This is a genomic window from Streptomyces lucensis JCM 4490, assembly GCF_014650035.1.
Taxonomy (GTDB): Bacteria; Actinomycetota; Actinomycetes; order Streptomycetales; family Streptomycetaceae; genus Streptomyces; species Streptomyces lucensis.
In genome coordinates, this window is the sequence record NZ_BMUE01000010.1 from 246937 (window position 1) to 262233 (window position 15297).

Consider the following 15297-nt stretch of genomic DNA (forward strand, 5'->3'; position numbering starts at 1 on the left):
GTCGTCCGAACCAGCCGCCGGGGGTACCGCCCATGCGCACAGCACGTCCCACACGACCGCCACGCTCCGCCGGCCCCGTCCGCGTCCTGGCCGGGGTCCTGCTCGCCGCGTCCCTCACCGTCGCCGGATGCGACGGCGCGGGCGACTCGGGCGGTGACTCCAAGTCCGCTGGGGGGCGGTCCGAGGCGCGGGCGGCCGACGCGGCCGGCGCCACGACGGACAAGGGGAGGTCCGCGCCCAGGACACCCGGTCCCGCCCCGAGCGCGATCATCCGCACCGCGTCCCTCGTCGTCGAGGTCGAGAACGTGCCCAAGGCGCTGGCCGCGGCCCGCAGAACCGCCGAGGAGGCAGGCGGCTACGTCGGCAGGGAGCGCACCGGCCGGGACGCCGACGGCCACGAGGACACACAGGTCGTACTGCGGGTGCCCACCGAAAGGTACGACGAGGTCCTCACCGGACTGCAGGGGACGGGCAGGCTGATCGACCGTACGGCCAAGGCGGTGGACGTCACCGGCCAGGTCGTCGACGTGGACAGCCGCGTCAAGTCGCAGCGGTCCAGCGTGAAACGGATCCGCGCGCTGATGGACCGGGCGGCCAAGCTGAGCGATGTCGTCACACTGGAGGGCGAGCTGAGCAGCCGTCAGGCCGATCTGGAGGCCCTGCTGGCCAGGCAGGCGGCGCTGAAGGACCGCACAGGCCTGGCCACCGTCACCCTGTCGCTGTCCGAGAGGCCGGCGCCGGATGCGGCCGGTGACGAAACGCCGGGGATCGGGGACGCACTGGCGGGCGGCTGGCACGTGTTCGTCACGATGCTGCGGTGGATCGTCCTCGCACTCGGCGCCGCCCTGCCGTTCGCGGCCTTCGCCGCGCTGCTGGCCGCGCTGTGGCTGCGGGTCGTTCGGCCCCGGCTGCCGCGCCGTCCCGGCCACGCACCGGCGACGACGGCGCCGGGCCCGCTGCCGTCCGCCCGCCCGGCGCCGGAGGCGGTGCGGGAGCCGGACCGGGATGCGGACCGTGATGCGGACCGGAATGCGGACCGGAATGCGGACCGGCGCTGAAGTGCCCGCACCCCGTAGCGTGTTCCCATGAGCATGAGCGCTGGGCGGGGCGGGACGGAACGACTGGTCGTCATCGGCGGCGACGCCGCGGGCATGTCCGCGGCGTCACAGGCACGCCGGCTCAAAGGACCCGGGGAACTGGAGATCGTGGCCTTCGAACGGGGCCACTTCACGTCCTTCTCGGCGTGCGGCATCCCGTACTGGGTGGGCGGCGACGTCCCCGAACGCGACCGGCTGATCGCCCGTACGCCCGAGGAGCACCGGGCACGCGGCATCGACCTGCGGCTGCGCACCGAGGTCACCGGCATCGACGTGGCCGGCCGGCGGGTGCGCGCGCGTGACGCCGCCTCGGGGGACGAGTACTGGACGCCGTACGACAAGCTCGTCATCGCCACCGGCGCCCGCCCGGTGCGTCCGGACCTGCCCGGCGCGGACGCCCCCGGCGTGCACGGCGTGCAGACACTGGACGACGGCCAGGCCCTGCTCGACACGCTGGCACGCGCGCGTGGCCGCAGGGCGGTGGTCGTGGGGGCGGGCTACATCGGCGTGGAGATGGCCGAGGCGCTGATCAACCGCGGCTTCGAGGTGACGGTCGTCAACCGCGGCCGGGAGCCCATGTCGACGCTGGACCCGGACATGGGCCGCATGGTGCACCGGGCCATGGAGGGCCTCGGCATCACCATGGTGAACGACGCTGAGGTCACCAAGCTGCTCACGGGCGGGGACGGCCGGGTCCGCGCGGTGGTCACACAGGACGCCGAGTACCCGGCGGACCTGGTGGTCCTCGGCATCGGCGTCCGCCCGGAGACCTCCCTGGCCCGGGCGGCCGGCCTTCCCGTCGGCGCCCACGGCGGCCTGCTCACCGACCTGGCGATGCGGGTGCGCGGGCACGAGGACATCTGGGCCGGCGGCGACTGCGTGGAGGTGCTGAACCTGGTCTCCGGCCAGGAGCAGTACGTCCCCCTCGGCACCCACGCCAACAAGCACGGCCAGGTCATCGGCACCAACGCCGGCGGCGGCTACGCCACCTTCCCCGGCGTGGTCGGCACGGCCGTCAGCAAGGTCTGCGACCTGGAGATCGCCCGTACCGGTCTGCGGGAGAAGGACGCCCGCCGGGTGGGCCTGCGGTTCGAGACGGTCACCGTCGAGTCCACCAGCCGTGCCGGCTACTACCCCGGCGCCTCCCCCATGACGGTCAAGATGCTCGCCGAGCGCCGCACGGGCCGGCTGCTCGGCGTCCAGATCGTCGGCAGGGAGGGGGCGGCCAAGCGCGTCGACATCGCGGCGGTCGCGCTGACCGCGCGCATGACGGTGGAGCAGATGACGGCCCTGGACCTGGGCTACGCCCCGCCCTTCTCACCGGTGTGGGACCCCGTGCTGGTGGCGGCGAGGAAGGCGGCGGCGAAGGTGCACCGAGGCGCCTCCTGAACTTCGGCAGCGCGGCAAGTACACCGACCATCACTCCGCGACCTCGGGATCGTGCCGACGCCCTCTCAGCCGACACAGGGAGCAACCCGCCAGGGGCGCGGGGAACCGCGCGACCAGCCACACACGACCCGCACCCCGCAAGGGACCCGCACCCGGCCGGCTAGGCCGTCCCGCTGATGCGCGGCAGCGACGTGACCCCCGCGCCCGAGGAGACGGACGCCGACTGCTCCGCCGCGGGCTTCGCATGGGAAGCGGCCGGCCGGGCCGAGCGCAGGCGGTGGCTCACCGCCTCGTCCAGCGTCACGGGCCGCTGCATCTGGGACGCGAGCCGCCCCGCCTCCTGACCGAGCCGGGCGACGTCCTCCCAGGGAAGCCTTATCACCAAGGACAGCTCTGCCTCGCCGTCGGGCAGCGCATGCATCGCCGAGACCTGCGCAGTGTTCTTCATCGCCTGATCCTCACGTCGGTTGACGGAAGATACGCACACCCGCGGGCCGGCGTTCACCGGTTCACGCGCCGCATCGCGGGCACTACTTCTGTGTGGTCATCCCCGTCCATGACGTGAACCCGGTGCGCCGCACCCCCTGGGTGACGTACGCGCTCATCGCCGCCAACGTGCTCGTGTTCCTCACCACGCCCGGTATCGCCGGTTCCGTGACCGGGGGGAACGATCTGGCGCGGCTGTGTGATCTGCAGGCCTTCATGGACCACTACGCGGCGATACCCAGAGAACTGATACACCACCAGGTACCGCGGCTGGTTCCCACGGGCGGCGTGGGAGTGGGCCCGCACGGGCCGGGCTGCGTCGTCGCCCCGCCCGGCTACGACAAGTCCCCGGCGCTGTCGGTCTTCACCGCGATGTTCCTGCACGGCGGCTGGCTGCACCTGCTGGGGAACATGCTCTTCCTGCTGATCTTCGGCAACAACGTCGAGGACCGGATGGGCCACATCCGCTTCTTCCTCTTCTACGTCGTCTGCGGCTACGCGGCCGGCTACGGCTTCGCGCTGCTCAACGACTCCTCTTCGGACCCGCTGATCGGCGCTTCCGGCGCCGTCGCCGGGGTCCTCGGCGCCTACCTGGTGCTGTATCCGCGGGCGAGGGTCTGGGTCCTCGTCCCGTTCCTGGTCTTCCTGCCGCTGCGGCTGCCCGCCTGGCTGGTGCTGGGCTCCTGGTTCGTGCTGCAGGCGGTGTACTCCTCCGGCCACGGCGTCTCCGGCGCCGGGACCGTGGCGTACGCGGCACATGTCGTGGGGTTCGTCGCGGGCATGCTGCTGGCCTGGCCGCTCAAGCCCGGCACGCCCGCCCCACCGGAGCCGCCCGGCCTGCTGTTCGGCAGGCGGGCGCGGCCCCGTTACACGTGGTGAGTCAGCGCGCCGTGCGCGTGTGCACGTAGTCGACCAGCCGGGTCAGCGCGTCCGGGTCGGTGTTCGGCATGACGCCGTGGCCGAGGTTGAAGACGTGCCCCTCCAGGCCCGCGGCGGCGTCGAGCACCTCGCCGGCCTTGGCCTCGACGGTCTCCTTGTCGGTGAACAGGACCGTCGGGTCGAGGTTGCCCTGGAGGGCCTTGCCGGGACCGACCCGGCGCGCGGCCTCGTCCAGCGGGACACGCCAGTCCACGCCGACGACGTCCGCGCCGGCCTCGCCCATGAGCTTCAGCAGTTCACCGGTGCCGACGCCGAAGTGGATGCGCGGGACGCCGTAGCCGGCGACCGCCCGGAAGACCTTCGCGGAGGCGGCCATCACCGAGCCCCGGTAGTCGGCCGGGGCCAGGGCGCCGGCCCAGGAGTCGAACAGCTGGACGGCGCTCGCGCCGGCCTCGATCTGCACCTTCAGGAAGGCGGCCGTGATGTCGGCGAGGCGGTCGAGCAGGTCGGCCCACAGCTCGGGGTCGCCGTACATCATCGCCTTGGCGTTCTCGTAGGTGCGCGAGGGGCCGCCCTCGACCAGGTAGCTGGCGAGCGTGAAGGGGGCGCCCGCGAAGCCGATCAGCGGGGTCGGGCCCAGCTCACGGGTGAGCAGGCCGATCGCCTCGGTGACGTAGGAGACGTCCTCGGGGCTGAGGTCGCGCAGCCGGGCCAGGTCGGCGCGGGTCCGGACGGGCTGCTCGACGACCGGGCCGACGCCGGGCTTGATGTCGAGGTCGACACCGATGGCCTTGAGCGGGACGACGATGTCGCTGAAGTAGATCGCCGCGTCCACGTCGTGCCGGCGCACCGGCTGCAGGGTGATCTCGGTGACCAGCTCCGGGCGCATGCAGGACTCGAGCATCGGGATGCCCTCGCGCACCTTGCGGTACTCGGGCAGGGAGCGGCCGGCCTGGCGCATGAACCACACGGGGGTGTGCGGCACCGCTTCGCGCCTGCACGCCTTGAGGAAGGCGCTGTCGTACGTCGCTGTCGGCGGCTGGCCCGAAGGGCTTGCGTTGGCACTCACGACGGCAAGTCTCGCACGGCCCGGAGCGGGGAAGTGCGCCCGCCCTTCGGGGGTGTCCTTGCCTGCGCGCGGGCCCGGTTCCCCTTACTCTTCCCGGCATGGCTGCGGCTCAGGGACGACTGTCGGACGGCGCTGACGGAATGGACGACGCGGAGGACACCGCGCAGGGGCGGGCGGGCGGTGCGCTGCCGCCCGCGTTCCGGTCCGCGGTGGACGCGCTGCGGACGGCGCGGGTGAGGCCGCAGGTCGAGGTGGAGCCGACACCCGCGCCGCAGCGCCTCGCCCCGCACGCGTACGCGCTGGAGGCGGTGGTGGTCGACGGCGAGCAGGAGCTGGCCGACGGGCGGCTGGTACTGCTGCACGACCCGGCCGGGCACGAGGCCTGGCGGGGCACCTTCCGGCTGGTGACGCTGGTGCGCGCGGAGCTGGAGGCGGAGATGGCGGCCGATCCGCTGCTGCCGGAGGTGTGCTGGTCGTGGCTGACCGGCGCGCTGCAGGCGCGCGGACTGGGCTACGGCGAGCCGAGCGGCACGATCACGCGCGCGAGTTCGCACTACTTCGGCGGCCTGGCCGAGCGGCCGGCCGCCTCGCAGATCGAGATCCGGGCCTCCTGGACACCCCGCGAGGGTATGGGCGGCGTGCCGGACACGGCCGCCCACCTGGCCTCCTGGTGCGACCTGCTGGCGCAGGTCGGGGGGCTGCCGCCGGCCGGTCCGGGCGACGCCTCGGTGGTGACGCTGCCGCAGCGCAGGGGCCCGCAGTCACGGTGACCTGACCCGCGGGTTCCGGCGGTGTCATCCTCATGGATGCCCTGTTGACCATCTCTTTGTCGATACGGCCACTTTCCGTACTCGAATCGCATCCGCTCGAACCGACTCGATCTTCGGGTGATCGATCGCGTGTCCGAATTGCACGGATTGTTACTCACTAGATCGTGATCATTCTCTAAAGGCGGACGAGTTTGCTGCCGAAGACGACTGTGACCTTGAAAGCACCGTTCGTCCCGGCTACATCCCCACAAGCCGGCCCCGTCCCCCCACCCAGGAGGCCTGGTGTCCGTTCTCCTCGAGCAGCCCGCAAGCCTGGTCGCCTACCGCCCGAACAAACCGACCGCCATGGTGGTCGTGGCCGACCCGCGGGTCCGCTCGACCGTCACCCGACATCTGTGGGCGCTCGGCGTGCGCGATGTCATCGAAGCCTCGTCCGTCGCCGAGGCCCGTCCCCGTATCGGCAACCCGCGCGACATCTGCGTCGCCGACGTCCACCTGCCCGACGGCTCCGGCCTGACCCTGCTGTCCGAGACCCGCGCCGCGGGCTGGCCCAACGGCCTGGCCCTCTCCGCCGCCGACGACATCGGCGCGGTCCGCAACGCCCTGGCCGGTGGGGTCAAGGGCTACGTCGTCACCGGCACCCGCACCAACATCGGTCTCCCCACCCGGCCCGGTGCGGCTCCGCTCGGTGCCGCCCGGCTGCACCGCCGTCCCCCGGGTGCCCCGAGCCACCCGGGTGGCTACCGGGAGCTGTCCGGACGCGAGGTCGAGGTGCTGCGGCTGGTCGCGGAGGGCCAGTCGAACAAGGCGATCGGCGTCTCGATGGGCCTGTCCGCCCTCACCGTGAAGAGCCACCTGGCCCGTATCGCCCGCAAGCTGGGCACCGGCGACCGTGCCGGCATGGTGGCCGTGGCCCTGCGTACCGGAATCATCCACTGACCCCTGTCCCCCGCGCGCGCCCCTGGCGGGAGCGTGCCCGTCCGTACCCCCGTCGACGTACCGCCGGCTCACTCGTCTGAACCGGAAGTTTCACCGTCCTGACTGGTTTGCGACCCCCGGGTGCCCGTCGCCGGAACGTTCCGGCGACGGGCGCCGCCCACTCACGGATACCCTTGACAGGTGACCGACGCCCAAGACACCGCTGCAGACAGCTCCCTGCGCATCACCGGAGGTACTCCTCCGGACGACGCCGGATCTTCTGTGCTGGGGGCGCCGACTCCGTTGCTCGAACCCCGCGAGGGCATTCCTCCCGTGATCACGGACGCGGCCGCCCTCGCCGAGGTCGTCGCCGCCTTCGCCGCCGGCTCCGGCCCCGTCGCCGTGGACGCCGAGCGCGCCTCCGGCTACCGGTACGGCCAGCGCGCGTATCTGGTTCAGATGCGCCGCGAGGGTGCAGGCACCGCCCTGATCGACCCCGTCGCCTGCCCCGACCTGTCCGGCTTCGGCGCCGCGCTGTCCGGCGTCGAGTGGGTGCTGCACGCGGCCACCCAGGACCTGCCGTGCCTGCGCGAGATAGGCATGGTCCCGACCGGGCTCTTCGACACCGAGCTGGCCGGCCGGCTCGCCGGGTTCCCCCGTGTCGGCCTCGGGGCCATGGTCGAGGGCGTCCTCGGCTACGTCCTGGAGAAGGGGCACTCCGCCGTCGACTGGTCCACGCGGCCGCTGCCCGAGCCGTGGCTGCGCTACGCGGCGCTGGACGTCGAGCTCCTCGTGGACCTGCGGGACGCCCTGGAGAAGGAGCTGGACCGGCAGGGGAAGCTGGAGTGGGCCCTGCAGGAGTTCGACGCGATCGCGTCCGCGCCGCCCACCGAGCCGCGCAAGGACCCCTGGCGCCGCACGTCCGGGATGCACAAGGTGCGCCGGCGCCGGCAGCTGGCCGTCGTACGGGAGCTGTGGGAGACGCGGGACCGGATCGCCCAGCGGCGGGACGTGTCGCCGGGCAAGGTGCTCAGCGACGTGGCCATCGTCGAGGCGGCGCTCGCCCTGCCGTCCAACGTGCACGCCCTCGCCGCGCTGAACGGGTTCGGGCACCGGACCGGGCGACGGCAGCTGGAGCAGTGGCAGGCGGCCGTCGACCGGGCCAAGGCGCTTCCCGACACCGCGCTGCCGCAGCCCGGCCAGCCCGTCACCGGCCCGCCGCCGCCCCGTGCGTGGGCCGACAAGGACCCCGCCGCCGCGGCCCGGCTGTCCGCCGCCCGGGCGGGCGTCTCGGCCCTGGCCGAGCGGCTGAACATGCCCCAGGAGAACCTGGTGTCACCGGACACCGTGCGCCGCCTGTGCTGGGAGCCGCCGGCCGTCGCGGACGCCGGGTCCGTGGAGACCGCGCTCGCGGGCTACGGCGCGCGTCCGTGGCAGGTGGAGCAGGTGACGCCGGTACTGGTCGCGGCACTGTCGGGGAAGGGCGCCTAGGACCTGCCGGTCGCGGCGCTGTCGGGTCACGGCGGGTACCCGGAACCTCCCGATCGCGGCGCTGCCGGGGGCCTACGCCGAGGACCCGCCGGTCGCGGCACGTCAGGGCCGGCGCCCAGAACCCGCCGGCGCCCCGCCACAGCCGCGGGCGGTCGTGCCGCCGGGGCGGCACGGGTGGGCGCTGGGGGTACCCCCCCGGGGGAGGCACCCCGCACGCGCGGGCAGCCAGCACTCATCCGGCCGCGATGCCCGGAAGGGCGTGGGCGGCCCCGGCGGAGCCGGGCGTCAGCGGGCCCGGGGTGTCGGTGGCCGCGGCTCCGCTCCGCGGAGGGACATCCCCTGGGCCCCCCCTCCCGGGGATCAGGCCGGGTGCCCGGTGGCCGCGGCCCCCGGCCGGCCCGAGCGGGGCCGGCGTGTGCCGGCGTGTGCCGGCGGTCGCTGTGAGGCCGCGACGTCCGCAGTGGGTTCCGGCGGCCCGAAGAGCGCTGCCCCGGCGTAAAGATCAAGCCATACCGTCGCGCCGGTCGATTCGGGCCCGGGTGGGCGGTTCCTCCGGTGTGACGTTCACCGCTCCCGGCGGCAGGGCTGTGCAGCTACATTACTCGCAAGTAGCATGGGCTTAAGCAAGCGCTCAGCGTCCCGTACCTGGAGGAGAGCCATCGTGCCTCGTACCGTCAGGGACGTCGTCTTCGTCGACGGCGTCCGTACCCCGTTCGGCAAGGCGGGCCCGAAGGGCATCTACCACGAGACCCGCGCCGACGACCTGGTCGTCAAGGCGATCCGGGAGCTGCTGCGCCGTAACCCCGGCCTGGACCCCCAGAAGATCGACGAGGTCGCCATCGCGGCGACCACGCAGATCGGCGACCAGGGCCTGACCCTCGGCCGCACGGCCGGCATCCTCGCGGGCCTGCCTCAGTCCGTGCCCGGCTACTCGATCGACCGCATGTGCGCCGGCGCCCTGACCGCCGTGACCGCCACCGCCGGCTCGATCGCGTTCGGCGCGTACGACGCCGTCATCGCCGGTGGCGTGGAGCACATGGGCCGCCACCCGATGGGCGAGGGCGTGGACCCCAACCCGCGCTTCGTCAGCGAGAAGCTGGTCGACGAGTCCGCGCTGTTCATGGGCATGACGGCGGAGAACCTGCACGACCGCTACCCGCACATCACCAAGCTGCGCGCCGACGAGTACGCGGTGCGCTCGCAGGAGAAGGCCGCCAAGGCGTACGCCAACGGCAAGATCCAGCAGGACCTGGTGCCGATCTCGGTGCGCCGGACGAACGCGGAGGCCGGCGAGACCGGCTGGGGCCTCGTCACCGCCGACGAGCCGATGCGTCCGGGCACCACCCTGGAGAACCTGCAGGGCCTCAAGACCCCGTTCCGCGTGCACGGCCGGGTCACCGCCGGCAACGCGGCCGGCCTGAACGACGGCGCCACCGCGTCGATCATCGCCAGCGAGGACTTCGCCCGCGAGAACGGCCTGCCGGTCAAGATGCGCCTGGTCTCCTACGCCTTCGCGGGCGTGGAGCCGGAGGTCATGGGCTACGGCCCGATCCCGGCCACGGAGAAGGCCCTCGCCAAGGCGGGCCTGTCCATCTCCGACATCGGCCTGTTCGAGATCAACGAGGCCTTCGCCATCCAGGTCCTGGCCTTCCTCGACCACTACGGGATCGCGGACGACGACGAGCGCGTCAACCAGTACGGCGGCGCGATCGCCTTCGGCCACCCGCTGGCCTCCTCCGGTGTCCGCCTGATGACGCAGCTGGCCCGCCAGTTCGAGGAGCAGCCGCAGGTCCGCTACGGCCTGACCACCATGTGCGTCGGCTTCGGCATGGGCGCGACGGTCATCTGGGAGAACCCGCACTTCGAGGGGGACAAGTGAGCACCACCACCGAGCTTCTGAAGCAGGCTTCGGACCTGTTCCCCGACGAGGTCGTCACCAGCGCGCACGTGCGCCACTTCGACCTGCCGTTCGGCGCCGGCCGCTTCGCGCTGATCACGCTGGACAACGGCCTGGACCACACCAAGCCCACCACCTTCGGCCCGGCCTCGCTGGCGAACCTGGACGCCGCCATCGACCAGGTCGAGAAGGAGGCGGCCGAGGGCGCGATCGTCGGCGCCGGCATCACCGGCAAGCCGTTCATCTTCGCGGTCGGCGCCGACCTCAAGGGCGTGGAGATCCTCAAGGAGCGCGACCACGCGGTCGCCATCGGCAAGGGCGGCCACGAGGTCTTCAAGCGCCTGGCGCAGCTGGCCGTGCCGACCTTCGCCTACTACAACGGCGCGGCCATGGGCGGCGGCGTCGAGGTCGGTCTGCACTGCACCTACCGGACCGTCTCCAAGGCGATCCCGGCGTTCTCCCTTCCCGAGGTCTTCCTCGGTCTGGTCCCGGGCTGGGGCGGCTGCACGCTGCTGCCGAACCTGATCGGCGCCGAGAAGGCCGTCTCGGTCATCATCGAGAACAGCCTCAACCAGAACAAGCAGCTCAAGGGCAAGCAGGTCTTCGAGCTGGGCATCGCGGACGCCCTGTTCGAGGGCGCCGACTTCCTGGAGCAGTCGCTGCTGTGGACCGCTCAGGTCCTCAAGGGCGACATCGAGGTCGAGCGCCCGGTCATCGACCGCGGCGAGGCCTGGGACCAGGCCGTCGCCAAGGGCCGCTTCGTCGCGGACTCCAAGGTGCACGGCGCGGCTCCGGCCGCCTACCGCGCGCTGGACATCATCGCGGCCGCCAAGAACGGCGAGCTGCAGCAGGGTTACGACGCCGAGGACCAGGCGCTCGCCGACCTGATGATGGGCGGCGAACTCCGCTCGGGCATCTACGCGTTCAACCTCGTCCAGAAGCGCGGCAAGCGTCCCGCCGGCGCCCCGGACAAGAACCTGGCCCGCCCGGTCACCAAGGTCGGCGTCGTCGGCGCCGGTCTGATGGCCAGCCAGCTCGCGCTGCTCTTCCTGCGCCGCCTGGAGGTGCCGGTCGTGCTGACCGACATCGACCAGGAGCGCGTCGACAAGGGTGTGGGCTACGTCCACGCCGAGATCGACAAGCTGCTCGGCAAGGGCCGGATCAACCAGGACAAGGCCAACCGCCTCAAGGCGCTGGTGACCGGTGTCCTGGACAAGGCCGAGGGCTTCGCGGACGCCGACTTCATCATCGAAGCGGTGTTCGAGGAGATGGGCGTCAAGCAGAACGTGTTCGCGGAGGTCGAGGCGGTCGCCCCCGCCCACGCCGTCCTCGCGACGAACACCTCCTCCCTCTCCGTGTCGGAGATGGCGTCGAAGCTCAAGCACCCGGAGCGGGTCGTCGGCTTCCACTTCTTCAACCCGGTCGCGGTCCTGCCGCTGCTGGAGATCGTCCGCGGCGAGAAGACGGACGACGCCTCCCTGGCGACCGCCTTCGCGGTGGCCAGGAAGCTGAAGAAGACGGCGGTTCTGGTGAAGGACGCCCCGGCGTTCGTCGTGAACCGCATCCTCACCCGCTTCATGGGAGAGATCCAGAACGTCATCGACGAGGGCACCCCCGTCGAGGTCGCCGAGAAGGCCGTCGAGCCGCTCGGTCTGCCGATGTCGCCGCTGGTGCTCCTGGAGCTGGTCGGCCCGGCGATCGGTCTGCACGTCTCCGAGACGCTGCACGGCGCGTTCCCGGACCGCTTCACGGTCTCCCCCAACCTCAAGGCGGTCGTCGAGGCGGGCAAGCGCGGCTTCTACGTCTACGACAGCGGCAAGCCGGAGCTGGACCCGGAGGTCGCCGCGCTGCTCAAGCAGGGCGACGTCGTCCTGACGGAGGAGCAGGTGCGGGCGCGGGTGCTCGACGCGGTGGCGCAGGAGATCGGGCTCATGCTCGACGAGGGCGTCGTCGCCGAGGCCCAGGACATCGACCTGTGCCTGATCACGGGCGCCGGCTGGCCCTTCCACTTGGGCGGCATCACGCCGTACCTGGACCGCGAGGGTGTCTCGGAGCGCGTGAACGGCAAGAGGTTCCTGGCCCCGGGCGTGGCGTCGGTCCCGGCGTAAGCGCCGTACCGGTGTGAAGAGGGCCTCCGCCTCCGGGCGGGGGCCCTTCGCCGTGGCCGGCGTCAGACCTGCCGCCAGGCCTCCAGCGCGAGCCCCGGCTCGTCCTTCCGCCGGGTCAGCAACAGCCCGCCGGTCGACGGGGACAACGTTGCCGCGACCACCCGCTCGTTCTCGTCCGTCGCCACGGACACCCGTGCGTCCAGCGGGAGTCGCGGGCCGGACTCGGTCCACCAGGCGCCCGCCGACTCCAGCTCCGTCGGATAGGCGGCGAAGGCGACCCGGCCGCTCGCGGACCGCTGGGCGAGCAGGGTGCAGTCGTGGCCGTCCAGGTCGCAGCGGACCGCCGAGACGGGGCCGGAGCCGGCCGAGGGCAGCAGGGTGACCGGCTTGCCCCCGGGGCGCCAGGCGCACAGGTCGCCGGAGGTGTCGGTGTAGAAGACGGTCGTGCCGTCGGCGGACGTGGCGAGGGCGCTGAGGGTGCCCGGGCGGACCGGCGCCTGCAGGGCCTCCTGGCGTACGGGCTGGGCGCCGGGCGTCTCCTGACGCCAGTGCAGCAGGCCCCCGGGGACGGCCGCGTACAGCTCGACGCGGCCGGACTCCCCCGTCACCGCCGCGAGACCGTCCTGGACCTCCGTGCCCTCGAGGTCCCGCCAGGGATCCCAGCCGCCCTTCTCCTTCTGCGCGACCATGCTCACTCCCCCGCCCGCGTTGCGGACGAAGACGTGGGCCCGGCCCTGGGCGTCCACGGCGACGGCCGGTGTGCCGGTGCGGTCGCCCTTCTTGTTCGGGTGGCCGATGGGGGTCCAGTCCAGGGCCGCGAGACGCGGGCGGAAGTGGGTGGAGTGCACGAGCCCCGCCTCGCCCTTGACGGTGGGCCGCCAGGAGACGAGGTGAGCGTAGCCGTCGGCGCCCTGGCCGAGCGCCAGGACGGGGTGCAGCTTCTGGTCGCCGCCGACCTTGCGCTCGGCGGTCCAGGGGCCGCCGGGGCCGCTCTCCGCCCGGCACAGGACGGCGGCGCCCGACAGCCGGTAGACACTGAGCCGGCCGTCTCGGCCGCGCATGAGCCAATCGCCGTTCACCGGTTCACTCTAAGCCGGTCGTCCGCCGGCCCGTGGCCCGGCCCCGGGCCACGGGCCGGCGGACGTGGGGTGTGGGGGCATGGGGGCATGGGGGCATGGGGGCATGGGACCCTTGGCGGCATGGACGAGCCGCTGCTGGTGATCGTGGACGGCGCGAACGTCGTGGGGTCGCGGCCCGACGGCTGGTGGCGGGACCGCAAGGGGGCCGCTGAACGGCTGCGGGACCGGCTGGCCGCCGGGGGGCTGCCCGGTCACGCCGAGCCCGTGGAGATGGTGCTCGTCGTCGAGGGCGCGGCGCGCGGGGTGGAGTCCGTGCCGGGGGTACGGGTGGAGCCGGCGTCCGGGAGCGGTGACGACCGGATCGTGGAGCTGACCGCCGAACACGCCGGCCGTCACCGGCTGGTGGTCACCGCGGACCGTGGACTGCGCGGCAGGGTGACCGCGCTGGGCGCGGAGGTGACCGGCCCCCGCGTCCTCCTCGGCTGATCCCTCGCCGGGGGCTCGGCCGCCTTCGTCCGCGGGTGCGTCGTGGTCGACCGCGCAGTTCCCCGCGCCCCTGGGCGCAGTCGCGGGCAGTCGTGCCGCTGGGGCGGCACGGGTGGGCGCTGGGGGTCCCCCCTCTGGGGGAGGCACCCCGCGAGCGCCGGTGAGCGGAACCGCTACTCCGCCCGGGCGTACAGCACCGCGCCGTCCACCCGGTCCACCTCCTCGTAGCCGGTCGCGAGCAGGCGGCGCAGGGTGGGGACACGGTCGGGGGCGTAGGGCCGGCCCCGGGAGTCGTCCACGACGAGCGCGGGGCGGTGCGCGCTCATCTCCCGGCGGAACACCGGCCAGGCGCCCGGCACGGCGTACTTCTCGCCGACCCGCGGACCGTCCCGGCCGCCGCTGTAGTTGGTGAGCAGGCCCGCGGTGAGGAAACGGGTGGCGGGGGTCCGGCCGGACAGCCAGTACGTCTCGGGGTGCATCCCCCAGACGAGGACCCGGTCGGCCGACGTGGTGCGCCGTTCGAGGGCGGCGGCGAGCCGCTGCGCGTGGGTGAGTTCGGCACGCGGGGCGAACAGGCCCCAGGCGAGGAAGAGGACGCAGCAGCAGACCGACGCGAGCACGGCGGACACCTGCCGCTCCCGGGGCAGGAACCGCAGCGCCGCGGTGGCCAGCAGGGCGATCGGCGCGGTGAGCTGGAGGTAGTAGTGGCCGAAGAAGTGGAAGCCGAGGGTCACGGCGGCGGCCGAGGAGGCCAGCCACAGCCACAGGTCGGCCGACGGACCGCGCCCGTCGCGCAGGGCCCGTGCGACGGGCGGGATCAGGGCCGCCGAGGCGCCGGCCAGGAGCGCCGCGTTGGCCAGGGCCCGGTTCAGGACGTGGAGCCCCGACCCGCTGAGAGTGGCGTACGTTGCTGAGCCGGTCACCGTCCAGAACAGGAATCCGGCCGGGTCGGTCAGCAGGGCCGCGCCGAGCACCGGAACGGCGAACCCGGCCGCCAGCCGCAGTACGGCCGTGCGCGGGGCGTCGGCCTGCCGGTGCAGCAGCCAGGCCACCGGCAGCAGCACCGCACCGCCGGTCTGCTTGGCGAGGAACGCGGCGGCGACGGCGGCCCCGGCCCCGCCCCAGCGCCCGCGGTCGGCACACCACAGGGCGGCGGCCGTGCCGGGCAGTATGAACACCTCGAAGACGGCCGCCTGCGCGTCCTCGGGGTTCAGCCCGACGGAGAGCAGCAGGTACAGGATCCCGGCGGTGCGTCCGGCGGTGTCGCCCCAGCGGCGGCGGGCCACGGAGGCCAGCAGGGCGGCGGTGAGCAGCTGGGCGAGGACCGCCAGCACCCTGAGCGGGGTCAGTGAGCCGGAGCCGCAGACCGCGAAGGCGGCCTCGTACAGCCAGGGCACCAGGGGCGGCTTGCGGTCCACGACCGTCTCGTACAGCCGGCCGCCCTGCGCGAGGAGACCCGCCTGGACGGCGAGGAAGCCCTCGTCCGGGTTCCACAGCGGGCGGACGAAGGACGGTACCCGGGTGAGGCAGGCCAGGGCCGCCAGCATGGGCAGCAGCCGTGTCCAGTACGCCGTCCGGGTGGCCGCGGGCCGTGCGGAGGTGAGCGGGGCGGCGGGCATGGGCAGCAC

The 15297-nt window shown here is 73.3% G+C and carries 13 protein-coding genes; 9 read left to right on the plus strand and 4 right to left on the minus strand.

The annotated features are described in order from the left end of the window. Positions 1-32 precede the first annotated feature (32 nt). Both IE177_RS23205 and IE177_RS23210 read left to right on the plus strand, forming a co-directional pair. Positions 33-1058, plus strand: coding sequence for a DUF4349 domain-containing protein (locus IE177_RS23205; protein ID WP_190017314.1), 1026 nt, complete (start codon positions 33-35; stop codon positions 1056-1058). 27 nt (positions 1059-1085) lie between these two features. Next, positions 1086-2486, plus strand: coding sequence for an FAD-dependent oxidoreductase (locus IE177_RS23210; RefSeq protein WP_190017315.1), 1401 nt, complete (start codon positions 1086-1088; stop codon positions 2484-2486). Between the two features lie 160 nt (positions 2487-2646). Here the strand turns inward: IE177_RS23210 and IE177_RS23215 are convergent, their stop codons facing one another. After that, positions 2647-2907 (minus strand): hypothetical protein, encoded by a 261-nt coding sequence (locus tag IE177_RS23215; RefSeq protein WP_190017357.1) that lies wholly within the window; start codon positions 2905-2907, stop codon positions 2647-2649. 119 nt (positions 2908-3026) lie between these two features. Between IE177_RS23215 and IE177_RS23220 the strand changes: the two genes are divergently transcribed. Continuing rightward, on the plus strand, positions 3027-3851 hold the full coding sequence (locus IE177_RS23220) for a rhomboid family intramembrane serine protease (protein ID WP_190017316.1): 825 nt from the start codon (positions 3027-3029) through the stop codon (positions 3849-3851). 1 nt (position 3852) lies between these two features. Here the strand turns inward: IE177_RS23220 and hemE are convergent, their stop codons facing one another. Continuing rightward, entirely contained in the window at positions 3853-4920 is a 1068-nt protein-coding gene (hemE, locus tag IE177_RS23225; protein ID WP_190017317.1) for a uroporphyrinogen decarboxylase, read from the minus strand. Positions 4921-5018: 98 nt separating this feature from the next. Here hemE and IE177_RS23230 point away from each other — a divergent pair, with 98 nt between their 5' ends. The 5 genes from IE177_RS23230 (at position 5019) to IE177_RS23250 (ending at position 12104) form a co-directional block, all read left to right on the plus strand. Next, the gene (locus IE177_RS23230) at positions 5019-5690 is read left to right on the plus strand and encodes a DUF3000 domain-containing protein (RefSeq protein WP_190017318.1); all 672 of its coding nucleotides are present in this window, start codon (positions 5019-5021) and stop codon (positions 5688-5690) included. A 282-nt stretch (positions 5691-5972) separates the two neighbouring features. After that, positions 5973-6629 carry a response regulator transcription factor gene (locus IE177_RS23235; protein ID WP_190017319.1) on the plus strand — a complete coding sequence of 219 codons (657 nt, stop codon included), beginning with the start codon at positions 5973-5975 and terminating at the stop codon, positions 6627-6629. Between the two features lie 180 nt (positions 6630-6809). Continuing rightward, a complete protein-coding gene (locus IE177_RS23240; protein ID WP_190017320.1) occupies positions 6810-8099 on the plus strand; it encodes a ribonuclease D in 1290 nt (429 codons plus the stop codon). A gap of 661 nt (positions 8100-8760) precedes the next feature. Beyond that, on the plus strand, positions 8761-9978 hold the full coding sequence (locus IE177_RS23245) for a thiolase family protein (RefSeq protein ID WP_190017321.1): 1218 nt from the start codon (positions 8761-8763) through the stop codon (positions 9976-9978). Then, positions 9975-12104: a 3-hydroxyacyl-CoA dehydrogenase NAD-binding domain-containing protein gene (locus IE177_RS23250; protein ID WP_190017322.1), complete on the plus strand. Its 2130-nt coding sequence runs from the start codon at positions 9975-9977 to the stop codon at positions 12102-12104. Before IE177_RS23245 ends, IE177_RS23250 begins: the two co-directional genes overlap by 4 nt. 62 nt (positions 12105-12166) lie before the next feature. Here IE177_RS23250 and IE177_RS23255 read toward each other — a convergent pair whose 3' ends face one another. Next, positions 12167-13183 (minus strand): PLL family lectin, encoded by a 1017-nt coding sequence (locus tag IE177_RS23255; protein WP_190017323.1) that lies wholly within the window; start codon positions 13181-13183, stop codon positions 12167-12169. A 120-nt stretch (positions 13184-13303) separates the two neighbouring features. On the opposite strand from IE177_RS23255, the gene IE177_RS23260 reads away from it, so the two are divergent. Continuing rightward, positions 13304-13669, plus strand: a complete 366-nt coding sequence (locus tag IE177_RS23260; RefSeq protein WP_190017324.1) for a PIN domain-containing protein — start codon at positions 13304-13306, stop codon at positions 13667-13669. Between the two features lie 173 nt (positions 13670-13842). Here the strand turns inward: IE177_RS23260 and IE177_RS23265 are convergent, their stop codons facing one another. Continuing rightward, positions 13843-15288 (minus strand): glycosyltransferase family 39 protein, encoded by a 1446-nt coding sequence (locus tag IE177_RS23265; protein WP_190017358.1) that lies wholly within the window; start codon positions 15286-15288, stop codon positions 13843-13845. Positions 15289-15297: the final 9 nt, after the last annotated feature.

Bases quoted from the DNA above. Each gene is read 5' to 3' on its own strand.
- IE177_RS23210 (WP_190017315.1), top strand. From the start codon at position 1,086: ATGAGCATGAGCGCTGGGCGGGGCGGGACGGAACGACTGGTCGTCATC.
- IE177_RS23205 (WP_190017314.1), top strand. From the start codon at position 33: ATGCGCACAGCACGTCCCACACGACCGCCACGCTCCGCCGGCCCCGTC.
- IE177_RS23215 (WP_190017357.1), bottom strand. From the start codon at position 2,907: ATGCATGCGCTGCCCGACGGCGAGGCAGAGCTGTCCTTGGTGATAAGG.
- IE177_RS23230 (WP_190017318.1), top strand. From the start codon at position 5,019: ATGGCTGCGGCTCAGGGACGACTGTCGGACGGCGCTGACGGAATGGAC.
- IE177_RS23260 (WP_190017324.1), top strand. From the start codon at position 13,304: ATGGACGAGCCGCTGCTGGTGATCGTGGACGGCGCGAACGTCGTGGGG.
- IE177_RS23265 (WP_190017358.1), bottom strand. From the start codon at position 15,288: ATGCCCGCCGCCCCGCTCACCTCCGCACGGCCCGCGGCCACCCGGACG.